23 protein-coding genes and 1 pseudogene are annotated in these 24746 nt (G+C 62.6%); 10 read left to right on the top strand and 14 right to left on the bottom strand.

What is annotated here, in order from left to right:
* Positions 1 to 76: 76 nt before the first annotated feature.
* Together AB1281_RS18710 and AB1281_RS18705 are read right to left on the bottom strand one after the other, a co-directional pair.
* On the bottom strand, positions 77 to 655 hold the full coding sequence (locus tag AB1281_RS18710; RefSeq protein WP_430346659.1) for a DNA breaking-rejoining protein: 579 nt from the start codon (positions 653 to 655) through the stop codon (positions 77 to 79).
* Positions 655 to 2421: a S8 family serine peptidase gene (locus AB1281_RS18705; RefSeq protein ID WP_430346658.1), complete on the bottom strand. Its 1767-nt coding sequence runs from the start codon at positions 2419 to 2421 to the stop codon at positions 655 to 657. The genes AB1281_RS18710 and AB1281_RS18705 overlap by 1 nt, the downstream gene beginning before the upstream one ends.
* A 241-nt stretch (positions 2422 to 2662) precedes the next feature.
* Here AB1281_RS18705 and AB1281_RS18700 point away from each other — a divergent pair, with 241 nt between their 5' ends.
* From AB1281_RS18700 to AB1281_RS18685, 4 genes are all read left to right on the top strand, one after another.
* Positions 2663 to 3022: a DUF7668 domain-containing protein gene (locus AB1281_RS18700; protein WP_110714013.1), complete on the top strand. Its 360-nt coding sequence runs from the start codon at positions 2663 to 2665 to the stop codon at positions 3020 to 3022.
* 9 nt (positions 3023 to 3031) lie between these two features.
* The gene (locus AB1281_RS18695; RefSeq protein ID WP_164114983.1) at positions 3032 to 3358 is read left to right on the top strand and encodes a DUF2185 domain-containing protein; all 327 of its coding nucleotides are present in this window, start codon (positions 3032 to 3034) and stop codon (positions 3356 to 3358) included.
* Positions 3359 to 3519: 161 nt separating this feature from the next.
* The gene (locus AB1281_RS18690) at positions 3520 to 3960 is read left to right on the top strand and encodes a DUF2231 domain-containing protein (RefSeq protein ID WP_430346657.1); all 441 of its coding nucleotides are present in this window, start codon (positions 3520 to 3522) and stop codon (positions 3958 to 3960) included.
* Positions 3953 to 5263: a PQQ-dependent sugar dehydrogenase gene (locus AB1281_RS18685; RefSeq protein WP_430346656.1), complete on the top strand. Its 1311-nt coding sequence runs from the start codon at positions 3953 to 3955 to the stop codon at positions 5261 to 5263. The genes AB1281_RS18690 and AB1281_RS18685 overlap by 8 nt, the downstream gene beginning before the upstream one ends.
* A 140-nt stretch (positions 5264 to 5403) precedes the next feature.
* Here AB1281_RS18685 and AB1281_RS18680 read toward each other — a convergent pair whose 3' ends face one another.
* Complete coding sequence (locus AB1281_RS18680; RefSeq protein ID WP_014038795.1) at positions 5404 to 6066, bottom strand: exopolysaccharide biosynthesis protein; 663 nt, start codon at positions 6064 to 6066, stop codon at positions 5404 to 5406.
* Positions 6067 to 6215: 149 nt separating this feature from the next.
* Between AB1281_RS18680 and yidA the strand changes: the two genes are divergently transcribed.
* The 3 genes from yidA (at position 6216) to AB1281_RS18665 (ending at position 10234) form a co-directional block, all read left to right on the top strand.
* A complete protein-coding gene (gene yidA, locus AB1281_RS18675) occupies positions 6216 to 7049 on the top strand; it encodes a sugar-phosphatase (protein WP_075675948.1) in 834 nt (277 codons plus the stop codon).
* Positions 7050 to 7409: 360 nt separating this feature from the next.
* Complete coding sequence (locus AB1281_RS18670) at positions 7410 to 9728, top strand: TonB-dependent receptor (RefSeq protein ID WP_430346655.1); 2319 nt, start codon at positions 7410 to 7412, stop codon at positions 9726 to 9728.
* Between the two features lie 119 nt (positions 9729 to 9847).
* Complete coding sequence (locus AB1281_RS18665) at positions 9848 to 10234, top strand: hypothetical protein (RefSeq protein ID WP_049444080.1); 387 nt, start codon at positions 9848 to 9850, stop codon at positions 10232 to 10234.
* Between the two features lie 240 nt (positions 10235 to 10474).
* Here the strand turns inward: AB1281_RS18665 and AB1281_RS18660 are convergent.
* The 7 genes and pseudogenes from AB1281_RS18660 to AB1281_RS18630 all read right to left on the bottom strand — a co-directional run.
* Positions 10475 to 11074, bottom strand: a pseudogene (locus AB1281_RS18660) (ATP-binding protein); the annotation flags it as partial.
* 57 nt (positions 11075 to 11131) lie between these two features.
* Positions 11132 to 11317 carry a hypothetical protein gene (locus tag AB1281_RS18655; RefSeq protein ID WP_430346654.1) on the bottom strand — a complete coding sequence of 62 codons (186 nt, stop codon included), beginning with the start codon at positions 11315 to 11317 and terminating at the stop codon, positions 11132 to 11134.
* Between the two features lie 463 nt (positions 11318 to 11780).
* Positions 11781 to 13271, bottom strand: a complete 1491-nt coding sequence (locus AB1281_RS18650; protein WP_430346653.1) for a hypothetical protein — start codon at positions 13269 to 13271, stop codon at positions 11781 to 11783.
* The gene (locus AB1281_RS18645; protein WP_430346652.1) at positions 13255 to 14292 is read right to left on the bottom strand and encodes a nucleoid-associated protein; all 1038 of its coding nucleotides are present in this window, start codon (positions 14290 to 14292) and stop codon (positions 13255 to 13257) included. Before AB1281_RS18645 ends, AB1281_RS18650 begins: the two co-directional genes overlap by 17 nt.
* 1063 nt (positions 14293 to 15355) lie before the next feature.
* A complete protein-coding gene (locus tag AB1281_RS18640; RefSeq protein ID WP_430346651.1) occupies positions 15356 to 16129 on the bottom strand; it encodes an SDR family oxidoreductase in 774 nt (257 codons plus the stop codon).
* A 128-nt stretch (positions 16130 to 16257) separates the two neighbouring features.
* Positions 16258 to 17289: a LysR substrate-binding domain-containing protein gene (locus tag AB1281_RS18635; protein WP_430346650.1), complete on the bottom strand. Its 1032-nt coding sequence runs from the start codon at positions 17287 to 17289 to the stop codon at positions 16258 to 16260.
* Positions 17289 to 17540, bottom strand: coding sequence for a sigma factor-like helix-turn-helix DNA-binding protein (locus AB1281_RS18630; protein WP_430346649.1), 252 nt, complete (start codon positions 17538 to 17540; stop codon positions 17289 to 17291). Before AB1281_RS18630 ends, AB1281_RS18635 begins: the two co-directional genes overlap by 1 nt.
* Before the next feature lie 145 nt (positions 17541 to 17685).
* On the opposite strand from AB1281_RS18630, the gene AB1281_RS18625 reads away from it, so the two are divergent.
* From AB1281_RS18625 to AB1281_RS18615, 3 genes are all read left to right on the top strand, one after another.
* On the top strand, positions 17686 to 18165 hold the full coding sequence (locus AB1281_RS18625) for a carboxymuconolactone decarboxylase family protein (protein ID WP_430346648.1): 480 nt from the start codon (positions 17686 to 17688) through the stop codon (positions 18163 to 18165).
* 54 nt (positions 18166 to 18219) lie between these two features.
* Positions 18220 to 18627 (top strand): cupin domain-containing protein, encoded by a 408-nt coding sequence (locus tag AB1281_RS18620; RefSeq protein ID WP_430346647.1) that lies wholly within the window; start codon positions 18220 to 18222, stop codon positions 18625 to 18627.
* Positions 18628 to 18701: 74 nt separating this feature from the next.
* Complete coding sequence (locus AB1281_RS18615; RefSeq protein ID WP_430346646.1) at positions 18702 to 19583, top strand: RNA polymerase sigma-70 factor; 882 nt, start codon at positions 18702 to 18704, stop codon at positions 19581 to 19583.
* A 62-nt stretch (positions 19584 to 19645) separates the two neighbouring features.
* Here AB1281_RS18615 and AB1281_RS18610 read toward each other — a convergent pair whose 3' ends face one another.
* The 4 genes from AB1281_RS18610 to AB1281_RS18595 all read right to left on the bottom strand — a co-directional run bounded on the left by AB1281_RS18610 (position 19646) and on the right by AB1281_RS18595 (position 23897).
* Complete coding sequence (locus tag AB1281_RS18610; protein ID WP_430346645.1) at positions 19646 to 20551, bottom strand: bestrophin family ion channel; 906 nt, start codon at positions 20549 to 20551, stop codon at positions 19646 to 19648.
* 67 nt (positions 20552 to 20618) lie between these two features.
* Positions 20619 to 21572 (bottom strand): alpha/beta fold hydrolase, encoded by a 954-nt coding sequence (locus AB1281_RS18605; protein ID WP_430346644.1) that lies wholly within the window; start codon positions 21570 to 21572, stop codon positions 20619 to 20621.
* A 92-nt stretch (positions 21573 to 21664) separates the two neighbouring features.
* Positions 21665 to 22585, bottom strand: coding sequence for an MBL fold metallo-hydrolase (locus tag AB1281_RS18600; RefSeq protein ID WP_430346643.1), 921 nt, complete (start codon positions 22583 to 22585; stop codon positions 21665 to 21667).
* An 814-nt stretch (positions 22586 to 23399) separates the two neighbouring features.
* Positions 23400 to 23897 (bottom strand): Ohr family peroxiredoxin, encoded by a 498-nt coding sequence (locus AB1281_RS18595; RefSeq protein ID WP_430346642.1) that lies wholly within the window; start codon positions 23895 to 23897, stop codon positions 23400 to 23402.
* Positions 23898 to 24746 lie beyond the last annotated feature (849 nt).

Raw genomic sequence — 24746 nt, 5'->3', positions numbered from 1 at the left:
TTGGTCGGCACACCCCCACATACCAATCCCCCGGCCGGCCAGGAGAGCCAACCGGCCAGGGGCACCACTCAACGCCTTACTTGGTCTCTTCCCACTGCACCACGTCCGGCTCGGTGGCGCGGATACCGGCGGTGGACAGCAGCTTGGTGCTCGCATCCAGCGCCGCGTTCACCGACGGGTACTCCACGATGGCCTGGCCCGAAGCCTTCGACACCTTCACCACGGTGCCACCGGTGGCGGTTGCCGCGCGCTGGGCCGAGGCTGCATCGGTGAAGAACACCTTGACCCGCGACGTCGCTACCACCGGCGCTCCGTCACGGGAGACCGCCGCCGCGAACTTGCCGGCACCGGCATCAGCAGGCGCGGCCGCCGCACTATCCAGCGAACGCTTGGTACGCGAGCTGGTGGTCGCCGCCGCCTGCGGGGTGATCGTGAACTGGCCGCCGCTGGCCTGCTTCACCGTGGTCGAGGGGGACAGCTGGAAGCGCGTGCCGCCCACATCGAACGAGCGGCCGGTAGCGGACGCCCTCAGTTCCTGCGCATCCACGGTCGACAGGGTCCTGGCCGGAGGAGTCTGCCCCGAGCTCTGTGCCCAGGCAGGGGAGGTCATCGCCGCGAAGGCGAGCGTGCTCAACAGAATGGTCGTCTTCATCATCAGTGCCCCAGAACGCGGATCTTGAAGAATTCGAGGTTGCCGCGCGATGCAGCGGTCGCGGCCTGCCCCATGTCGGTCACTTCCAGCGTCCAGGTGCCGCTGGCATTCTCATCCAGGAAGGCATTGCTGGACAGCAGGTCCCAGCTGGTGAAGTTGCTCTGCGCGCCACCCGTGCCCGAACCGATCGCGGTGAACGCCGGCTGCACCACGCTGCGGGTACCGCTGGGCGACACCAGCACGAACTGCAGCTGGCGCGTGTTGCGGTGGTTGACCCGGAAGCCCAGCTGCACGCTTTCGATGTTGCGCGCGCCGTTGGCCAACTGGAAGGTCAGGCGTGCGGCGGCAGCCGAGGTGTTGCCGATGGCCACGGTACGCGTCGTGTTGCGCCAGCCACTGTCGACCAGCGGTCCCAGCGACTGGAAGTTCTCGGCGACCTGCACTGCACGCGCAGCATTGACCACACCGAAGCCGTACCAGTTGCTGTAGGCACGGTTGGCTGCATTCACCGTCCAGCCCGGCACCAGCGTGCGCCCGTCGGCCAGCGTCACCGCCGGCTGGTTCGGGTGGTTGCGGGTGGCGGTGGTGGCCAGGATGTACTTCACATCGCGATAGGACAGGTTCGGATTGGCTTCCAGCACCAGTGCCGCCACGCCCGAGACCATCGGCGCCGACGCCGAGGTGCCGTTCATCTTGGCGGTGTAGTTGCAGGTGCTGTCGATGGCCGACAGGTTGCTGTCCAGCGTGTTCTGGCGGTTGGTGTTCTTGTTGCTGCCCTGCGCGCACCCGGTCACGTCGGTGGTGACGATGGCCGGGTCGTAGGCGCGTGCCACCAGGCCGGGGGCGTACTGCGCCTGCAGGCCGTACTCGCCGCCAAAGGCCGACACCCACAGGGCCGAGCCGGTGGAGGAGTACGACGAGCGCACGCCATCGGCGCGCACCGCGCCTACGGTGATCACGTTGAACAGGTTGTTGCGCGGATCGCGGCCGGCCGGCACGCAGCCGGTGTTGCGGTTCTTGGTGTCGGTGGTGCAGACATCCTGGGTCTGGCTGATCGAGGCATTGTTGAAGTTGTTGCCGGCCGACTTCACGTAGATGCCGCCGCGGCCACCACGCGTGCCCGACAGGGCCTGCTCATACGAACGAATCGTGTTTTCGCTGTACGCCAGCGGCAGGTTCGGATTGCCCGGGCCGGCGCCCCAGCTGTTGTTGAACACCTGCACGTCGGCCGATTCCGCGCCATCCCACCAGGCGTACTCGATGTTGCTCTGCTGGTTGCCCAGGGCTGAGCGCGAAATCGGATTGAAGCCCTTCAGCGTCGCCGCCGGAGCCACGCCGCGCACGCCCAGGTTGTTGGCGCCCACCGCACCGGCGATGCCGCCGACCATGGTGCCGTGGTTGTCGACATCCGGGTTGGTGGGAGTGGGGTTGTTCGAACCGTTGGTGAAGTTCTTGCCGGCCACCGCCGCCACGTTGGCCGCCAGGTCCGGATGCGCGATCTGCAGGCCGTCATCGACGATGGCGATGGTGACGCCCTGGCCGCGGATGCCGTTGCGGAACAGGCCATCTACGTTCAGATCGTTGCCGGCCACCGGCAGCGTGTCGGCCGGTACCGTCTGCCCGGTGTTGAGCAGGTGCCACTGGATGCCCGCCAGTGGATCGGCCTGTTGGGCCTGGGCGCTGGCGGCCAGGCTGCCCAGCACCAGGGCAGTGGCAAGGGCCAGGCGCGCGGAGCGCGGTGGCGCGGAGCGTTGCGTGTGTCGCTTCATACACGAATCCTTCTGTTGTGAATCGGCATGGCAGGACGGCGGGGCGGGACTGCCCCATCGCAACGAGCCAAACGCGACACAACGAACAACCCCCTACCTCTTCACACAGGCAATCTGCAGATGTGCCAATTGCGTCACAAACGCTTATGCCGCCGAGGAATAAAAGCCGGCGGTCGCGGCCCTCCTGCCCGTGCCATCATCGTTGGGCCGTCTCTCGCGGCCCCTTGCACAAGGAAGACCGATGGTCAGGAAAGGCCCGGACACCGAAACCCCCGTGGACGAGGCCTTCCGTCCCACCCTGGCCTGGATGGCAAACGAGATCGCGGCCGGCCGTGCGCCCCACGCAGTGAACGTGCCCGCGTGCAGCGCCGACACCTGGGATGTCATCACTGGCATCATCGCGGACTATGGGGAAACCCTGGTGCAGCTCCCCGAGGCCAGCTGGGAAACTTCGGTCAGCCAGTGGCATGGCGAGCGCTGGAAGGTCCTGGTCGACCTGTACACGGCTGTGGAAGGGCGAAGTGATCTGGTAATGGATGTGGATATCGCCGAAACCGAAACCGGCTTCGAATACAGTCTGCACTTGGTCTACGTTCCCTGAGGAGGCACGATGAAGCCGAAGCAATTCCGTCTCACCGCCGAGCAGATCAAGCCTCTGCTGGAGGGCTATGGCGGATGCATCGCCACCGATCGCATCACCGTTGATGGCCAGCCCGTGGGCTACTGCTACCGCGAGGCGCCCGACAACGAGTTGGACAGTGGCTGGCGATTTCTTGCCGGTGACGAAACCGAAGATTACCTGGACGAGCCGGGAAACTCCGGCGTGTACGACGTGAACACCATCGCCAACTGCGATCATGCCGTCCTGGCAGTGGTGGACGCGCCGGCGGGTACCGAGTTCGAACGCACTGAAGACGGCAGGTTGCTGCCCGTCTGATCGGTGATGCCACGTGTTCGGCGGCATCCATCCTGGTGGGTGCCGACCGTTGGTCGGCACATCCATCCAAGCTTGCCGTCACTCCCACCGGTCATCATCGCGCGCCCTCACATCCGGCTGTGCTACTACAGCCCGTGCACCCTTCCGCACGGAGCACGATGATGGTCAATCCGCTCGCCCAGGCCCATCGCGGCCTCGGCACCACGCTGTTCAGCCTGTTGAACCCGATACCCTTCGGCTTCTTCGTCGGTGCCCTGATCTTCGACGCGATCTACCTCAACAGCGCCGAGGTGATGTGGGGCAAGGCCGCCGCCTGGCTGATCACCTTCGGTCTGCTGATCGCCATCATTCCGCGCCTGATCAACCTGTTCGCGGTCTGGCGCCGCAACGGCACCGGCACCCGCATCGACCGCATCGACTTCTTCCTCAACCTGGTCGCGGTCGTGCTGGCCATCTGGAACGCCTTCGTGCACAGCCGCGATGCCTATGCCGTCGCGGTGCCGGGCACGATCCTGTCCGCGCTGACCGTGGCCCTGATCGCACTGGGCCTGATCCTGCTGTCGATGCAGCCGCCGGTGCTGCAGGGAGGTCGTCATGGCTAGGCACATCCTGCCCACCGTGGGCGCCCTGGCGCTGGCCGTGATGCTGTCGGCCTGTGCCGGCAAGGCCGAATACCATCCCGCTGACCAGTCCGGTGCACAACCGCCGTTGCCGGCACCGAAGAACTTCCTGATGCCGCCGATGCAGGTGCCCACGGGCGTCGGCTGGGCCGAGGGGCAGTCGCCCACGGTGGCCGAGGGCCTGAAGATCGAGCGCATCGCCGCCAACCTGCTGCATCCACGGCGCCTGTTGACCCTGCCCAATGGCGATGTGCTGGTGGTGGAAGGCAACGGCCCCGGTGAAGAACCGGTCACCACGCCCAAGCAGTGGATCGCCGGCAAGGTGAAGGCGCGCTCGGGCAAGGCCGGCAAGGGCGGCAACCGGGTCACCCTGCTGCGCCGCTCGCCGGGAACGAACACCTGGACCCAGCATGTCTACATCGAGGGCCTGCATTCGCCGTTCGGCATCCAGCTGATCGGCGACACGCTGTACGTGGCCAACACCGGCAACATCGTGCAGTACCACTACGTGCCCGGTGAAACCCGCATGTCCGACAAGGGCCGCGAGTTCACCGACCTGCCCAGCACCATCAACCACCACTGGACCAAGGAACTGCTGGCCAGCCGTGATGGCAGCAAGCTGTATGTGGGCGTGGGCTCCAACAGCAACATCACCGAGAACGGCCTGGCCGTCGAATACCGCCGCGCGGTGGTGCTGGAAGTGGACGTGGCCACGCGTGGCAGCCGCATCTTTGCGTCGGGCATCCGCAACCCGACCGGGCTGGACTGGGAGCCGAGTACCGGGAAGCTGTGGGCGGTGGCAAACGAGCGCGACGAGATCGGTGCCGACCTGGTGCCGGACTACCTCACCTCGGTGAAGGAGGATGGCTTCTACGGCTGGCCCTACAGCTACTACGGCCAGCACGTGGACGAGCGCGTGCAGCCGCAGCGGCCGGACCTGGTGGCCAAGGCCATCGTGCCCGACTACGCCATCGGCTCGCACGTGGCACCGTTGGGCCTGCTGTTCTACACCGGCCAGGCATTGCCTGCGCAGTACCACGGCGGCGCCTTCATCGGCGAGCACGGCAGCTGGGACCGCTCGCCGCTGAGCGGCTACGAAGTGGTCTACGTGCCGTTCAAGGACGGCAAGCCGACCGGGCGGCCGCAGACTGTGGTCAGCGGCTTCGCCTCGAAGGACGAGAAGACCCTGATGGGTGCGCCGGTGGGCATGGCGATGGACGCCGAAGGCGCGCTGCTGGTCGCCGACGACGTGGGCGACGTGGTGTGGCGGGTGTCTGCGAAATAGCTTTGTAGCGTCGAGCCACGCTCGACTGCTGTGGGTCCGGCCTTTGTAGAGTCGAGCCATGCTCGACTGCTTTTGCCAGCAGCAGTCGAGCATGGCTCGACTCTACAAAAGGCCGGAAGCAGCCGAGCATGGGCTCGGCGCTACACTTCCGAAGGCGCCGCGCGCAGCCCGCTGAACACCGATTCCGCAGCAAACCCCACGCCACCCAGCAGCACGCCGAAATACACCACCGTGGCCACCACGAAACCGTAACCGGCGGCCACCGCCGCGCCATCGCGCTGGATGAAGCCAATCGCAAAGGACATCAGCGCCAGCGCCGGCAGCGTATTGCTGAACGGAATCGGCCCGGCCGGCGCCATCAGCAGCAGGGTCGCGAACACCAGCATCAGGTTGTTCAGGCGCATCATCTTCCTCGAGCGCACCATCACCGCCAGCCGCATCGGCCGCGACAACCGCTCCATGCGGTGCACCCACTTCAGCGCACGACCCAGGTTGGCCTTCAGCTTGTCGGTGGCGATCTCGCGGCGCGCCAGCTTCTGCGGCACCCACAGCGGGCGGTTGCGCACCCGGCTCAGGCCGATCAGCAGGATAGAGGCACCAAACACCGTACTCAGCCCGGGAATCGACACCGGGATGATGAAGATGGCCGAGAGCAGGATCACGATCAGCAGCAGGCCCTCATCGCCCAGCGCGCTGAGCAGGGTGCCGACGCTCACCTGGTCGCCGGGCAGCTCGTCGATCATCTGCTCGATCTGCTGGGCCAGGGGCGCGCTGTCGTTGGTTTCGGGGGCACGGTAGGTCATGCGTCGCAAGGTTCTCCAGGGAAGGGCGGTCAATGGGCCGTCCTGCGGTGGGGGACGCACAGGCTCCCGCAGTATCCCGGCCAACGTGGGCAAAGAGGTGAACCGGGCATGAGGGGTTAAACTGGCATGCCCCGCACGAGTTGAACGCAATGGACATGGGCCGCAGGCAATCGACCATCGAACTGGTCGCCATCGACATGGATGGCACCCTGCTGGACCCCACCCACACGCTCACCGCGCGGGCCAAGCAGGCCATCGCGCAGGCGCGCGCGCTGGGCGTGCACATCGTGCTGACCAGTGGCCGCCCGGTTCCCGGCCTGGCACCGTTCCTGCACGAGCTGGGCATCACCGGCGACGACGACTACTGCATCGCCTGCAATGGCGGCCTGGTGCAGCGCATCGGCACACGCGAAACCGTGGTCGAGTATCCGCTCAGCTTCGACGACTTCCTGTTCTGCGAGCAGGTGGCCCGCGACCTGGGCGTGCACTTCCAGGCACTGGACAGCCAGCGCATGTACACGCCCAACCAGGACATCAGCTACTACACCGTGGCCGACTCGCATCTTTCGCGGATGCCGCTGTCCTACCGCCGCGTGGCCGACATGGACCCGTCCATGTCCTTCATCAAGCTGATGATGATCGACGCGCCCGACGTGCTGGATGCCGCCATCGCGCGCCTGCCCGCCGAACTGACCGAGCGCTTCGCGGTGCTGAAGAGCGCACCGTTCTTCCTGGAAGTGTTCGATCATCGCGCCGGCAAGGGGCCAAGCCTGCAGAAGCTGGCCGAGCACCTCGGCATCGACCGCACCAACGTGATGGCCATCGGTGACCAGGAGAACGACCTGACCATGCTGCAGTACGCCGGTACCAGTGTGGCGATGGGCAATGCCATTGACGCGGTGAAGGCGGTGGCGCGGTTTGAAACCACCAGCAACGCCGACGAAGGCGTGGCGCGCGCCATTGAGCGTTTCGTCCTGCAGTAACCGCGCGCCCATCCGCCCCGGTAGGTGCCAACCTTGGTTGGCACACGCAAACGGCAAGCGCGGGCCAAGGTCAGCCTCCACCACGCCGGGGCTATACCTACGTATAGCCCGCCCATCCCCATCGCCATCGGCGCTGTACCACGGCGCAATGGCGAATGCGGCAGTGCGATGCAAGAATTTCGCACGTCGAAATCACCCCACCGAATCCCACGGCAGATGATCGCCTTCGTCTGCTGACCGGCGCGCACCGCGCCGTCACTCCTTCAACGCAATCGCATCGCCAGCCAGGGCGCCGATACCGGTGCTGCAACGCGCTGGGCGTGTGCCTGCGCCGCTCTCTCCCTGCACCTGGATCTGCCGATGAACACCCCACCCACGACGCGCCTCGCCCTGGCCATCATCACGGCCATCACCGCACCTGTGTACGCCGCCGAGACTCACGACGCAGCACATGACACCCCCACCACCTTGAACGCCCTGCAGGTCATCGCCACCCCGCGCGGTGCGGCCGTTGCGCCCACCCAGGTGGTCGGTCCAAACCGCTACATCATCAAGGCCGAAGACCTCGACGCGATGGTCACCGGCAACAATGGCCTGGCCATGCTGAAGCAGGTGCCGGGCGCCAGCTACACCGCCACCGACGGGCTTGGCCTGGATATCTCCGCCACCAGCCTGTTCGTGCGCGGCTTCCGCATGAACGAAATGGGCATCACCTTCGAGGGCGTGCCGCTGAACGACAACGGCTTCCTCTCGCTGACCGGCACCAGCGTGGTGAACGTAGGCGTGCCCGATGGCATCGGCGCGATCACGGTCAGCCCCGGCGGCGCACCGGTCAGCGTGTTCTCCAGCAGCGTCAACGGCGGCAGCCTGGAATACCGTCTGCGCGAGCTGCAGGAAACGCCCAACCTGCGCGTGAAGCAGGGCGTGGGCAGCAACAACACGCTGGTCACCACCGTATCCGGGCAGAGCGGCCAGCTCGGTGAGCACGGCCCGAAGGTGCTGGTCGACCTGCAGCGCGTGTCCGCCGACAAGTACCAGGGCGAGGGCACCCAGAACTTCCTGCGCGGCGACCTGAAGCTGCAGCAGGACGTTGCCTGGGGCGACTTCACCGTGTTCCTGTCCGACAGCAAGGCCAAGGTCTGGGGTTACAACAACATTTCCTTCGACATGATCCGCAAGCTGGGCTGGAAGGCCGACATCTTCTATCCCGATTATGCGTGGGCGTGGTACGTGGCCTCGCCGGAGAATGCGGACAAGTCCTGCGGCGCCTACACCTGCGGTGAGCTGTCCGAACTGATCCCGTACGACACCGGCCAGATCACCCGCGATCGCGTGTCCTCGATCAACCATCGCTTCCAGATCACCCCGGCGCTGAGCGGCAACGTGCAGCTGTACAACGCCAACAGCCACACCCAGGCCACGCTCACCGACCCGACCGTGCCGTCGCCCAACGGCGCGCCGTTCTCCGAACAGGTGCAGACGCCGCGTGTGAATCGGCTGGGCGGCATGCTCAACCTGCAGTTCGAGACCGGCGCGCACACCTTCACCGCCGGCTTCTGGCAGGAGAAGAGCAAGGCCGCAGCCAAGACCGAGTGGTACCAGCAGCCGCTGCTGGGCGAGGGCCCGCCGCTGAAGGCCACCGGTCCGTTCGATGTGTACGGTCCCGCGTTCAAGACCGACAACGCATCGAGCTGGGTGACCCGCTCGCGCCAGTTCTACCTGCAGGACGACATCGTGTTGAACGACACGCTGAAGCTGGGCGTCGGTTTCAAGGCCGTGGACTTCCGCACCAGCGGCGGCGGCCTCGGTGACGCCAAGGACCGGCCGGTGAACGGCACGCTGCGCGCGAAGAGCAACTTCCTGCCGCATGTCTCCCTGTTCTGGAGCCCGACCGAATCCACCGATGCCTTCTTCGACCTGGCCAATACCATGAACGGCTACCGCGTGGCCCAGCGCGGCAACATCGGCTACACCGCCTCGGCGTGGACCATCACCGACCAGGAAGAGTTCGACCGCGTGGCCGGCACGCTGCGCCCGGAGAAGAACTGGAATCTGACCGTGGGCGCGTCGCATCGCTTCGACCGGCTGACGATCACCGGCGACGTGTTCTACAACGACATCCGCAATCGCCTGCTATCGGCCGCCATCGGCACCCAGTTCGCACAGATCAATACCGTGCGGTTGATGCCGAAGATGCACGTGATTGGTGCCGACCTGGGCATCACCGCCGACCTGACCGACCACCTGCAGTTCTACCAGGGCGTGGCCGTGGCCCGTTCGTACTACGACAGTGATTTCGTGGTGGGCGACACGGTGTACCCGATCAAGGGCAACGCGCAGCCGGGCTATCCGCAGATCTCGCTGGTCAGTGACCTGTCGGCGCATTTCGGTGACTGGCGCTTCGGTGCCACCAGTACCTCCTACCTGCGCCAGCCTTTCACCTACGAGAATGACATCCGCGTGCCGACCTTCTGGCAGGTCAACACCTATGCCGCCTACCGCTTCGGTGCGGACAGCGCCGTGCCCGGCCTGGAGCTGCGGCTGGACGTGAGCAACCTGTTCAACCGCCACAACATCGGCACCGCCACCATCGCCGGCTCGTCGTTCTCGGGGGACTACCAGACCCTGCAGCGCAGCGCGCCCCGGCAGCTGATGTTCAGTACCTCGATGACCTTTTAAGTAGATCCACGCCATGCGTGGATGCACTTGGCGGTCCCCAAGCAGGTGCCCAGATCCGTCCAGAAACCCGCCTTGCGCAAACAACAGGGGTTTTCTGGCAGCGACGCAAGGTTCCCACAATGTTGCTGGGTCATGCTGTCGGCATGGCACAGCACAACCCGCGAACCCCGCTGTTCGGCATCCGGGGCCCAGGACGGCCCCGGCAGGCGCTGTCCGTGGCGCCTGCAATCGACCTGCGGGCCGAGTACCAGTTCTGGCAGGTCTACGAACGCGTGGTCCGCCCGCTGCCCGGTGGTGGGCTGCCGCAGGCGTGGCTGGTGTGCCAGAAGGTCTATCGCGACCGCTGGCAGCACCCGGAGGACAGCGAGGCGGCGGGGCTGTCGCGGGTGCTGTTCGGCGACAACATGACGGCTGGCCGGGCGTCGGAGCTGGCGGAGCTGCACGCGCTGGTCAGCCGTCGGGTGGCGTTGCTGGCGAAGCGGGGGCGGGTGGATTCCGCAGCGTGATGCGCGCCCTTGGTGGGGTCGACTGTCAGTCGACCCCTCTTCGTGCCCAACTGTAGGTAGAAGGCCGTGCGTGGTAGATGTACCTGCCGCATCCACTGCGGCGGATTGCAATGCTTGTCTCCCGTGCGGTAGCGTGGTCAGGTACACCCCGGTACCGTCTCTGTCCTTCTGGGCATGCGGCCGGGGTATTTTTTTGATTGTTGCTGCTCGCGTGCAGACGAGGGCTCCCGGCAATCAGGCTCATGCATTTCCCCGATCCAACTGCCGGTAACCAATCGCCTCAGCCAGATGCGCCGTCTGGATCACCTCGCAACCCGCCAGATCCGCAATCGTGCGCGCCACGCGCAGAATCCGGTGCATCGCCCGCGCAGAAAGCTGCAGCCGTTCGATGGCCTGCTCCAACAGATCCTGATCGGCCTCGCTCAGTTTCGTACAGGCACGCAGCGCCGCCGGTGGCAGATGGGCATTCAGCCCGCCACGCGCCTGCTGCCGGGTATGCGCGGCTTCCACCCGTGCACGTACCGCAGCACTGGGCTCACCCAGCGGCGTACTCTCCCGCAGCTCCACCGCGTCCATACGCGCCACACTGATATGTAGGTCGATGCGGTCCAGCAATGGGCCGGACACCCGCGCGCGATAGCGGTTGATACGTTCGTCGCTGCACAGGCAGCGGTTGCTACGGTCCCCGGCCCAGCCACACGGGCAAGGGTTCATCGCTGCCACCAGTTGGAACCGTGCGGGATACTGCACGCTCCGCGCCGCACGGGCGATGCGGATGTGGCCGGACTCCAGCGGCTCGCGCAGGGTTTCCAACGCGCTGCGGTTCCACTCCGGAATTTTGCACTATGCACCCACGATATCGTCAAAATTTCCCTTTGGGCCTTTCCATCCCAGCGTTCAGAAGGAGTAGACGCTCCAAGGGAGCGATGCCGCCTTGCCCGCGTACTCCTGATCGACAAAGGCCAACATCAGGGTCAGACCCCTGCCGCGCTGGACTTTCTTCGCCAGAGCGTCGACCTGGGCACGCACCTGCCCATTTGCCATCGCCACCTGTACGGCCAACAGGTGACCGAGCGTGTCCATGGCCATGTGCTCCTTGCCCCACTTCTTCCGCTTGTAGCCATCGTAGCCACAGCGCGGGCCACTTTTGTACCGCTTTTCAGGGTGAAGATTCGTGCGGCATCAATCGTCAAGCGGCATCCAACACAGTGCACTGGACATCAAGCGCAAATCGCCTTGGGCTTTCGTGCTCCAGGATCCATCAAGGTCAGATACGTTGTAGCAAACATCCATTCCTCATCGGTCACGACTGTTCGGTAAGGACGGTGCGCTGTCATCCCACTACGGTAGCGGGACTACGCCAGAGTTCGTAACACGCTCTAGGTATCAGCGCATAGCGCGCTCATACGGCAGGTCATACTTAGTCTGTGGACGGACGTCAGTCTCCACGGCAATGCTGAGATTAGCCCGAACACCTCTACGGGCTGGCTAGTCATGTCACTTGCGCAGGTCGTTTAGGCTGCCAAATAAATTGAATTTTGTACGCCTATTGCTTAAGGCTGCGAGCGTCAGATTCGACCTTGATCGTCTCAGACTTTTCCTGACCAAGTCCTGTGAGTTTACAGGGCTCATTGATGCCGCATTCATGATTGATATCTCTTGGCAAGCGGCGATCAGGTTCGTTACTGGAGGTTGAACTCACCTCTTGTTTGGGCTTGGTCACTACGTCATTCTGCGGCGAGAGAGCAAACCATGCGCATGCCAGACTTAGAATCATGACGGCAGCTCCACCTAGGTAGGCTGTCATTCGGAAGGAGCTCTCAGCCTGCTTCGTGGGCGCAGTCACCAGTGTGGTGTACTCACTGGCAGGTAGAAAGCGATATAGACGGTGCTGCCATTCGCCACGCAAGGAACTTTGCAACCTCATGTAGCGCAGTCCGGAGAAGATGATCATGGCTATGTAGACGAGTACAACGCCGATGACCGCCATGATCAGAAGTGTGGGCGCGTTTGCAGCCACACGCGCTGCGATCAAACCGATGCCAGTCGCTACTGCTGCAGAAACCGCGCCGGTCAACTGACGGCTCATATCGGCAATCTTTGCTGTCTCATCTGAGACCGTTCTTCGTAGCTCTCCAAGGATCTTCATTGTGTCGCGACCAGTCTCCGAGAGCGTCATCTGATAAGCGATCTCGGCACTCTCTAAAGAATGTTCCAGATGGGTGCGCAAGAACACGACAACATCTTCGCTGGATGGGCCGGACCGGGCTAGCTCGCCAGCAAGAAGAGTGTGCTTTAGCTCTGCTTCACGCTCATTCTCGAAGGTCCATCTCAGTGCTTTTACCAAACTATTAAAAAGTGCACGCTCCACCGCAACTTCGGCTGGTCGGAACCGGCTAAGCTCTAGTCTGGGTGGGCCTCGGAACTTCAGCGTCCCCTCATCCGGATCAATTTCGTTGGGAATACAAGCTGTGAGTGCCGCCATGGCAGACTGAACCCAAATTTGCGCCACTGGCTGATTGAATGTTGCTTCGTCCAGCTCCGTCGGAAGCCACAAACGAAGGTCAATTGGAACCTTCCGAGCCTGCGTGTACTCGCGAACCAGGCGACGCGGTGACTTCGTTGGCGGCTCTTCCTTTGGGGGTGTCGCGTCATCCCAACCTTGAAGTGCACGCAAGCCTGTCACGATCCGACCAGTGAAGCCAGCAATTGCCCAAATCGGTGCTTGAGCTTCATCTCGCAGGGCATTGCGGAAACCTGAAAGCGTGAGGAGACGGAGTACGCCACCCTCTGCCTCCGGCTTCTTCACTTGTAACCGATATGGTCCCAGCCCTTCAGGGGTCGGCTGGACGCCGTCGACTTGCTCGCCGGCAGCATCCAACACTACATACTCCCACTTGAGCTCCCTGCAGAGTGCCCGCAAAGCATCCGTATCGCGCTCGCCAAGGCCCGACACCATTGCACTGTCGGCAACTTCCCGCACGTACACCCCGCCCGCATCAACGAGGTGATCAATGGCGTCAGCGAGAGCCTTCACGGACAATAGTCTCCTCAACGATCCTATCGGTGGTGATAGTGATGACCTCCCCCGGACCATCTTCGCGCTGCACGCGGGCAACCATTACGCCGTCTGGATAAGTGACGGTCACGCCCTCGGTGGTACGCAGCTTGCGCAGCGGAGGTCGGCGAAGCACCTGTCGATCAGGTGGGAAGGCCAATCCCGTGAGGCGTTGTGACTGGAGTTTGCGAGTAGTTCGATGACGCAGTACGAGTTGCACTTCCTCATTTGGGTGCCCTGCTGCCGCAAAGACAGACTCGATGATTGCCTCCTGGTCGATCTGCTGCCTATCGCGCAAGTGGGCCTTGGCGGCACTTAGCGCGGCGGCGGCATCGTTGTTAGGGAGATAATCGGTCGAAGCAACCATGACTTGGCGCAATGCCTCCAGAAGTGCACGATTTAGCTCTTCGTCACTACGGGCACGATCCACCTCCAGAAAGGCGGAAAAGTAGTCGGCAATGTCTGGCGACGTCTTGGTTCGATCCCGTGCAGACACCTGCGACTCTGCAGCGCCGCTCGTAATGCGAATGAGTGCCGACTTTTGAATTGCCTTCTTGTCATCAATGAAGGCGTGGACGATCTGACGCAGGCGCTGCTGCCCATCCTCCTCCACTGCCTGCTCTATCGCTTCGCGGTAGTCGTACTTGATGAGGCTGTAGATCCGGACGGCCGGATCGTCAACTCGTAGCTCAAAAATAAAGAAGGCACCGTCGCGAGCGGTGTTACGATGCTGCCCAGAGAATGAATCCGAAATCGCTTGAGCCCCTGCCTCAAATTCGACCGCGCCAACTGCAATTTCCGCCAGTGCATCACGGGTTCTGGACCGTTGCCGGAACTCGTGTACCGCAGCAGCATCAGTATCCCGAATACGCGACAGGAAAAACGGCGCGTGTTCGACTGCCCGTGCGGGTTGCGGCTCAAACTCACCGTCACCGACCACATGCAGAATCATATTGTGGATACGCAGCTGCTGACGTTCATCTTCAGTGAAAAATCCCATCTTGCTAACTCCCTGTTCCCCTGGTCCTTTCCGCGCGTCTGAGCAAGAGATGGATTTACATTAGACTCAGCGCGTCGCACTGGCAGAGACTACCCTGTTTTACACAGCCATAGTGTCTCGGGCAGGCGCCCTCCATTGGGCTGGCTCCGCCTGGCTTGGCACCTTCCGTCCGCTTCCTGGGCCCTTTGGGAGCCGAACACGACCTAGCAGCATGCTGCACGTCGAGTTTAGTCCGCAGTGCCAGGCCAATTGCGCGCAAAGAAGCCGCTCCAAGGCTCCGCGCAGGGTCTATGGTGGTCAATCCATCCCCTCCGAAAGCGGCCCTTCCAATAGCTGTCCAGTCAAAGCTTGTGCCAACCGGGCCAATCGGCTGTGTGAGTGAGCTTACGGAGCTCTTCCGCTTGGCACCTGCAAACGTCAACAAAAGACAACGTCCCCACCATTCGACGGACGCAAGAACTCCTTCAAAGCTCAATGTTGGAATGGCCATCCTTTCCCTACAGAAGCGAAACCTGCTGGCGGGTGGCAGAGCGTTTCATGAGCGATCTTCAGCAGCCCCTGAAGACTACCCCTACTTGTCGCAGTGGCAAGAGAGGACAGCCATAGGTGATATGGCCCTGGGGCGCATTCCCGAGAGCTTCACGTGAGTAGTGGTCGGGGTAGCCCATGCTCGCCGGCGTACGCTTCTAGCTTGAAGAGGAGATAGGGGCAGTCATCGACCCAACACACGTTAATCTGCGTGCTTAGGGCAGTGGGACTGGGCTAGAAGCCAGGCTTGAACCTCCATGTAGCGGCAGTTGGCCCTATGACCATATTCAAAGCCAGATGATTGTGCGATGCATCTGGCTGGCGAACTCTGAACTACGCGCTTGAGTAGAGGCATATGTGCTCGATGGTCGCGCCTCGAAACTATCGTCGCCGAACCAAGTAGCCTGATTCGCAAGCCGTTTACCCGCCAACGCGTGCCCAAATTGCTCGGGGCACGCCTTAGGGCGAACTTCCGCTTAGCCCCGCACCGCTCCCCGCACCCCTCACAAAGTGCTCATGAGGGCAGCAACGCGATTCACTGCTCAGTTGGCTCTACAGGCATCAAGCCCGACTGCTGCAGCCAAGCATCGAAGCCGATGCTACCCGTCCAAGCACGCCCAGCCGGGACCAGCGTGTCCACATGGAGTGGTGCACCAAAGTAGAGCGACTGTGCGTCGCCCACCACTCGCCTTGAGTCGCCGGTCAGGGACAGGAAGCGATTGGCGAGCTCGGCCATCGGTACGCGCTCAGGGCCAGCGATTTCCACCACGCCATTGGCCGGCGGCTGCTGAGCGATGCGGGCCACCGCATCGGCCACGTCCTCGGCAGCGATCGGCTGCACATCCGCCGCGGGCAGCTTCAGTGTGGGGCCATCGCCAGCGGACTGGATGATACCGGGCAGGAACTCGAAGAACTGGGTAGAGTGAATGATTGTGTACGGCAGCCCAGAATCGCGGATCAGACGTTCCTGGGCGATCTTGCCGCGGAAGTAGCCACTGGCGACCAGCTTGTCGGTTCCGACCACCGACAGGGCGACATGGTGGCCTACGCCGGCGCGGCTTGCTGCAGCAAGAATATTGTGACCGGCAGTCACGAAGAACGACAGCACTGCGGCGTCTTCAAACGACGGTGAATTGGCCAGATCCACCACCACATCAGTACCTGCCATTGCCGTGTCCAAGCCTTCACCGGTCAGCACATCGATGCCAGTGGATGGCGCGGCCACCACGATGTCATGGCCTGCCGTACGTAGGCGCTCTACCACCTTGCTGCCGATGCGGCCGGTACCACCGATGACGAGGATTTTCATGGCATGTCTCCTTGAATGTGGAAGGGGCACCCTGGCCTACCGGGTACTGTCGAAGCTTAGAGAGGCCACGTTCACCATGGTAGGCGCACGCGGGGACGTACGCTGTTGCTGGCCACGCATCAATCTGTTCAGACCTTGACCGGCGTGCCTGGCGAATCTTGTGCAGCGACCTGGTGACTCGCCTCCCAATGCGAAAGGATATCCAGATCCATTGCGCGTATCCGCTGCGTGCTGAAGTCGATGAATGCCCGCACCCGCTTGGGTAACTGCCGCCGGCTGAGGTAACACAGGTAATGGCCGCGATCGAATGGCGCATAGCGATCCAGGCATGTCACCACTCTGCCTGTGCGCAGTGCCTCGCGTAGTTGGTAGCTGGGCAACTGGGCGATGCCCAAACCATCGATGACGGCCTGCAGCGCCAGATCGGTATCATTGAACATCAACGCAGTTTCCGGCTGCAGATGCACTTCACCACCATCGACGCGGAACTCCCAGCGCTGCATGCGCCCACCCGGCAAGCGCCTGCCGATGCAGGCATGGTCGGCCAGTGCCTCAACGGTTGCTGGCTGGCCGTGCGCCTGCACGTATGACGGTGACGCGCAGACGACCAATTGCATCGGCACCAGCTGTTTGGCAACTACCTGGCTGTCTTCCAGCACACCATCGCGGAAGGCCACGTCGATACGATCGGCCACCAGGTTTGGCACCTGCTCGTCCAGAAGCAGTTCCACCGAGACCTGGGGATATTCGGCTCGGAACGCCGACAGCAGCCGTGCAATCACGCAACGCCCGAAACCATGACTGGCGCTTATGCGCAGGTGGCCACGTGGCGGCCCTTCACGCAGGTCGCGCATCTCTTCCAGCGCCCGCTGAATGCATGCTACACCCGGTTGGCAGCCCTCAAGGAACAGCTCGCCCTCGCGGGTCAGCGAAGTCGAACGCGTGGTACGCAGGAACAAGCGCACGCCGAGCTGTGATTCCAGCTTCTGCACGCTGCGGCTGACCGCCGAACGACCCACGCCGAGCCGATCCGCTGCACGGGCGAAGCTGCCCTCTGCGGCAACCGCGATGAAGGCGAGCACTCCGGCATAGCTGGTTGAGAAAGACGCATTGATCGCATCATGACCATCATTGGCCGGGCAGGACGGCGTGGCATTCATTAGTCTTTACGCTCCAAAGTGCTTTGTCGTGCAAGCAGGTGGGCTCGAGCCAGGTCCAAGCGCTGTAGACACGTCGATACGTCCAGTCCCAGCAGTGGCACGATGTCTTCAAAGCCAGCGCCCAACACGTCGTGCAGCAGCAGGATGGCGCGTGCATCCGGCGGCAGCTCATTGAGCCCGGCAAGAAAGGCCTGCCAGACCTGCTCGCTGGCAGAGTGGTTTGCGGCAAGCGGATCCGTGGGAGTGTCCATGCCCGGAAGACGGCTGAGCCGCTTCGGCTGTGACAGTTCATTGGTGATTTTCCTTCAACACCGTGCGGCCCGATTCCGGCCTACCTGCGTCGATAGTCAGAACGTAGGCTCGCTTCGTCCCCAATGCTTCCGAAGGAGCACCGCAATGACCGCCCGCCTGGATTACGCCGCACAGTCGCCGGACCTGTTCAAAAAGCTCGGCCTGTTCTCGCACGCCGCCCACACCGCGTCGATCGAAGCCGGCATCATCGATCTGGTCAACATCCGCGCCTCGCAGCTCAATGGCTGCGGCTTCTGCCTGGACATGCACGTGAAGGAAGCCACGATCCACGGCGAGCGTGCGCTGCGCCTCCACCACCTGGCCGCATGGCGCGAATCGACGCTGTTCAGCCCGCGTGAACGCGCCTGCCTGGCCTGGACCGAAGTGCTGACCCAGCTGCCGACGCAGGGTGTACCCGATGACGTCTACGAGCGCGTACGCGGCCAGTTGTCCGAACAGGAAATCGTCGACCTGACCTACGCCGTGATGGCGATCAACGCCTGGAACCGCGCCAACGTCGCCTTCCGTACCCCCCCCGGCACTCTGGACAAGGCCTTCGGCCTGGACAAGGCCAACCTGGCCTGAGCGCCCAGCGCTGCTGCCTCGCGGGGGCGTCCCGCATCCGTACAGGAGACCTGCATGCGTTCCCTTCCCACCCTGGCCCTGCTCGCCCTGCTGCCTCTGGGCAGCACCGCTGCCGCACCGGCCGCTGCAGCGCCCGAACCCATCGTGCGCGAAGTCATGACCCGCGCCTTGCCGGATCAGCCCGGCAAGGAAGCGTTGATTCTCACCGTGGAATACCCACCCGGCGGTGCCGATCCGGTACACCGCCACGACGCGCATGGCTTCGTCTATGTACTGGAAGGGCAGATCGTGATGGGCGTGGCCGGCGGGCCCGAAGTCACCCTCGGCCCCGGCGAGGCCTTCCATGAAGGCCCGGATGACCTGCATACGGTCGGCCGCAACGCCAGCAGCACCAAGCCGGCGAAATTCGTGGTCTTCCTGATCAAAGACATCGGCAAACCGGCCGTACTGCCTCCGCACTGATCGCAACCCGCCGCCAGCTCCCTGGATGGGTCTCCGGATGTCACAATCCGGAGACCTGTCCCGTCTACGCTGGCATGGACGATTCGACCGCCCTGTTCACCCGCCTCCGCCCACGCCTATTCGGCGTGGCTTATCGCATGCTCGGTTCTTCACACGAGGCGGAAGACGTCGTTCAGGACGTATGGCTGCGCTGGCATGGTGCCAACCAGGCGCAGATCGAGAATCCAGAAGCCTGGCTGGTGGCCACCACGACCCGGCGCGCCATCGATGCCCTACGCCTGGCCCGCCATGCACGAGAACACTATGTCGGCATGTGGCTGCCCGAACCTTTGCTGACCGACGACAGCAGCACACCCGAGTATGTACTGGAAACTGCCAGCGACCTCTCGCTGGCCTTTCTCAACGTTCTCGAACGACTGGCCCCGGACGCACGTGCGGCTTTCCTGCTGCACGATGTGTTCGACCAGGATTATGACGTGGTGGCCCGGACGCTGGACAAGACCGAGGCGGCCTGTCGCCAGATCGTACATCGTGCACGCCTGCAGTTGCGCCAGGAGCGACCACGCTACAACGTGCCTCAGGAGGTGCATCAGAAACTGATGCGCCGCTTCGCCGAGGCCGCATCCAGCGGTGATCTCAAGGCAATGAAGGCGTTGATGGCCGAGTCAGCCGTGCTGATCGGCGATGGCGGGGGGATCGTTACCAGCTTCCCGAAGCCGATGGTGGGTGGGGCACGCATCGCACAGCTCCTGTATGCCCCACACCTGAGACGCAGAGAACAACTGCGGATGGTGCCCACCATGCTCAACGGACGGCTGGGGCTTCTGCGCTATTTCGAAGACGTATTGGAGTCAGCCATGGCCTTCGATACTGATGGCGAACGAATCATCGAGATCCTGGTACAGCGCAACCCGCACAAGCTTCTCGGCCTTGGCCAGCCCACTTCCATCCAGTAGATGGATTCTGCACGTGATTGCAGCTGAGGCGACCGGCGACGCGCATCCAGTGGCGCGCGGATCTACTCCATCGCCTCATCGAACAGACGGCCGCTGAATTGCGCCACCCAGGCCAGTCCGCAGAACGCGGCAACGAGTAAAGCCGACAGTGGCACGATGATCCAGCACGCCAGCATACCCACCATGTGGTCGTCGAACAGTACCAGCGGTCCCATCGCATCCAGCAGCCCGAAAGGCAGCAGCAACGCGAACAGGCACAGCAGCACCCCTTCGGCCAACACCTGGGCACGGGTGTCGGGCCCCACTCTCATGCGCTCAGCCTGTGCCTGCAGGCCCCGCAGTTCATGCAGCAGGCGATGAAGTTGCAGGAACGCCGCCGGGTGCAGCTGGTCAGCCAGCAACAGTGACTTCAATGCCTCGCCCTGCAGTGCCAGCACCTCGTTCCCCGGGCTATCGGCAGCCAGAATGCGAGCCAGTTCGCCTGCATCTACATACCGGGCCAGCGCGTGGCGGAACAGCGTTGGCTTCTCTGGAGGCTGGTAACTCAATCCATATTCCAGACTGCGGTTGCGATCATGCCTGCGCTGTTCCCATGCCTCATCGAAATACAGCTGGTAGCGCAATGCCATCTGCCACGCCAGGTGTCGCTGGCCCAGCTGCTGCGCGGCAGGCCTATCATTCAGCGCGGTATCTCCGAGCAAGAGCCAACTGCGACTGGCCGCAGTGATAGCCGCCTGCAGTCGCCGCACCTCACCAGTGCGTTCAGCACTGCGCGCCGCCTTGAAGCCAAAGGTGATGGCCAAGGCCGCACCGAGCAGTACCAGAAGACTGGCCGGCAGTCGGATCCATGCGCCGTCGGTCCAGCGATACAGGGCGATGATCGCCGCTGAATAGGCAATGACCTGCACCACAGGGCGTCTAATGCCGTATATCAATCCGTGGACCGCGTGAAGTGTTCCGCTGTTCATGGCCACCTCCTTCCCGCCTGCCGGCGGTCATGGCAGAGGCCCCGGTGCGTCACCGGGGCCCTTGCGTTTACTTCTGCTGCAGGAAGGCCAACAGGTCCTGGTTGACCTTGTCCTTGTGCGTTTCGGTCAGGCCATGCGGCGCACCCGGGTAGACGATCAGCTTGGCACCCTTGATCAGCTTGGCCGACATGCGACCAGCAACGTCGATCGGTACGATCTGATCATCGTCGCCATGGATCACCAGCGTCGGCACGTCGAACTTCGCCAGGTCCTGGCGGAAATCGGTCGCCGAGAACGCGGCGATCGAATCGTAGGTATTCTTGTGGCCACCCAGCATGCCCTGCGCCCACCAAGCGTCGATCATGGCCTGGGACATCTTCGCACCCGGGCGGTTGAAGCCATAGAACGGCCCGGAGGGAATGTCCCGGTACAGCTGCGAACGATTTTCCAGCTGTGCCTTGCGGATGCCATCGAACACCTCGATCGGCACGCCACCGGGGTTGTCGGCGGTCTTGAGCATGAACGGCGGCACCGAGCTGATCAGCACGGCCTTCTTCACCCGGCCAGTGCCGTGGCGGCCGATGTAGCGCGCCACTTCGCCACCGCCGGTGGAGAAGCCCACCAGGGTCACGTCGTGCAGATCCAGAGTGCTGATCACCGTGGCGAGGTCATCGGCATAGTGGTCCATGTCGTTGCCTTCCCACGGCTGGCTGGAGCGCCCGTGGCCACGGCGGTCATGCGCAATCACGCGGTAGCCATGGTTTGCCAGGAAGATCATCTGTGATTCCCAGCTGTCCGAGTCCAGCGGCCACCCGTGGCTGAAGGTAACCACCGGGCCATCCTTCGGGCCCCAATCTTTGTAGTAGAGCTGCACGCCATCGGCAGTAGTGATGATGCTGGCAGTGTGGGCAATGCTGGTGACGGCGACCTGACGCGCCGGCTCGGCCGCCTGCGCCGAAATGCCAGCCTGAGAGCTCAGGGCCAACGCAGTGGCAGCCAGGGTACGGGTTACGGTGTTCATGGTGGAACCTCCTATGGAGTGAATGGGTTTCGACACGGCTACTGTGCGCCCTTGCGGAGGACGATAAGCAACACGGAGTACTGGAAACTTGATCAGAAATCCCAATAGACCGGAACCCACCGGAAAGCCTCCCCATCCCGAGACACGCGACCAACCGAGGGAAATGGCAGATGGGTGGCGACCAACATCTCTCCGGTGCCGGCGAGCTGGCTCAGCAGTTCAATACGCACCCGCGCGGAGTCCTCCGGGTCATGCTCGAAGCCGTTGTGCCAGTTCGGCTGATCGAATCCCACCGTGAAGACCGCATCACCGGCAAAGGTCAGTGCCTGCCCTTGGGATGCCACACGCACCACGCAGTGGCCAGGGGTATGCCCTCCAGTGCGGCGAGCGACCACACCCGGTGCGATCTCATGCTCGTCTTCAAAGGTGCGCACGTACCCGCTGTATTCGCCCCAGAAATGCTTGGCCGTCGCACGCAGCGCATCCGGGAAGCCTTGCGGCATGTTGGTCTGGCTGAAATCCGGCGACTTCCAGAACTCTACTTCCGCCGCAGCCACATGGATCTTCAGGTCAGGCCGCAACTGCTCCTTAACCCCTTCCACCAGCAAGCCACCGATATGGTCCATGTGCATGTGGGTGATCACCACGTCGGTGATCTCGCCCAGTTCGATACCGGCCGCACCCAGACGGCGGATCAGTTGGCCGGCGCGCGGCAACTGCAGGTCCGGGTCCATGCCCAGGCCAGCATCGATGAGGATGGTGCGGTCGCCACTGTGCACCACCATCACGTTCAACGCCCAGTCGAACGCGTCCTGCGGCAGGTACATTTCTTCGAACCATTCAGCACGTTCCGATGCCGGCACGTTATGGCCGAGCATCTGCGTCGGCAATGGCAGAACGCCATCACTGATCACGAGGACCTCGACATCACCTACCTTCAGGGCATAACGCGAGGGCACCAGCTCGTCGCGTGCTGGGGCAACGGGAACAGTAGTACTTTCAAGGCTGAACATGAGGGAATCTCCACGATAGGTTGGCTGGCGGACAGCAATACGAGGCTGGCGCGAGAATCCGGGCGCTTTCGCACAGCGCAAGGCATTGCGTTGCCACGGCGGAACTGTCCGACAGGACAACACTGCTTGCTTCGCTCAAAGGCGAAGATCACTACCCGGAACACGGCATTGGCCGTGTGATTGCAGCCTAGGCATTACTTTGCGCGGGCAGTAGGCCCTCGCGCGGAGATGTAATGTTGCCTGTTTGGAAGCAGTCGAACCGCTAGTTCACAAGCTACGCAAGGTGCTACTTGGAACAACATCCACGCACCAAGTGGCGCCCGATTGCGCATCGCGCAATTGATAATTTATTCGCCAAAGCGAGTTGCCCAAGCTCGCTCGCACGGTCTGCCAGGCGAGCGGGCGGTATCGCGACTTCCACTCCTTGAAGATCATCGCCCTGTACTCAAGAACATTCCAAGAGAATTTCTAAGCGCGCGACTCGGCGCGCTCTCTCCTTCGTGTTCTCGAACCAGGAGCGCGCAGAGCCCTCCCGGTCAACTAGCAGCAAGGAGATCGCTGATATGCAAGAGAGGTCTATTGAAAGCCTGATCATCGCCGCATTAGCTCAGCGGAAGGCTGGGCATCAGTACGCAATCTGCCCTCATCGAGGGAGGGGCAACGAAGGCCTTAAGGTTGAGGGGCTGGACATAAGAATCATCCCAAAAATATCGGGAAACTCGGACGAGCGGGGGAGTAGCTGGCAGACTCCATCATCCGGCGCAGTCCCTCAACAGCGAGCCACGGCCACAGCTAATGCAATCGCCTCCAGCGATCACTCAACGACCACCCGAACCCCATGCCCGATGCCGCGATGAAACATCTTCGCATACGGGCACACGCGCTCAGTATTACGTACCAATTCTTCAGCCTGAACAGGATCCATCCCAGGCAATGACACAACGATCTGTGCCTGCAGCAAGTAGAGTCCATCGACTGGATCGCGAGCAAAAGTGACCGCAACATCAACACACGGGTTCGGAAGTTCCAAGCCCGCCCGCGCAGCAACGAGCACCAAAGCGCCGTGAAAACAGCCCGCATAACCTGCAGCTAGCAGCTGTTCCGGGTTCGTCCCTCCGCCCGGACCTCCAAGATCAGGTGGCAGGCGCAAGTCCAGCGCTAACTCCCCATCGTCCGATCGCACAACGCCGGAAGCTCGCCCGTGCTTGCTCACACCTCCGCTAACCCGTACGCGCCCGGTGTACAAAGGCTGCGCCTCATCTCCATAGTATTTATCCAGAACTGCAAGCGAAGGTCGATTAATTTCGCTCATAGAAGCTCCAAAAAACGTGTGATGACAAATGCCAGCTAACTCGCCTAGGGTGAGGCACCGTAGTGTCCTGCAGCTACAGCACCGCCCTGCACCAATCCCTTCAGGATCAACTACACGAAGCCGATCGCGCACCTGTCACCGGTGCATGCGGTCTACGATCACTTGGCAGACCCATAGCAACTTCGACCATGCCTGCGCGATTGCCAACATATTCAAGAACTCTACATGCGCAGCACAAGGATACAAAGAAGAACGCGAATTCAGTACGCTGGGGTTGGGACTCACTCCGTTTCCTCACCCACATCAATTGGTCAAACCGGCTGCATACTCTAACTAAGCACCGAAACTAAGCGAGAATCACGGCGGGGCAGCATGACTATTTTCCTATGGCGAGGCTTGAAGCATCTGCTTGCCCTTGAATCGGGCTACTTAGCGGGAAAGTGCACCTGACTGAGGTGTTCGAAAATATCAGGGATACCTATACGCCACAGCGCCAACGCTTACGTTGAACACAGTGGGCATGGGTCACAAAGCCCGGCTGTAAGTCTTCGATAGTCAGCGGCCAGAAGGATCTCTGCCCCCCCCCATATCTGGCCTGGTTCGACACACTTGAACCGACAGCGCATTCTGAATGACGGCGCGATATCCGGATTAGAGCACGCGTAGTCGATGACCTCTTGTACCGTTCTCCTTGCAGTCGCGAGCGCTCACCACAATCCTCGCTATACAGCCCGCTCCCCGAATGAGCGGACCACCAAGGAGGTCAATAGAATGAACGGCGCAGTCACCATTTTTCCATTGGTATGTGGCGATCCTTTAGCGAGCGCATCGGTAACGCGTAGCGAAGCG

Source organism: Stenotrophomonas sp. NRRL B-14846 (assembly GCF_050473585.1).
Taxonomy (GTDB): domain Bacteria; phylum Pseudomonadota; class Gammaproteobacteria; order Xanthomonadales; family Xanthomonadaceae; genus Stenotrophomonas.
The sequence above is the reverse complement of the archived record's forward strand: the minus strand, read 5'-3'. Positions and strand labels throughout refer to the sequence as shown.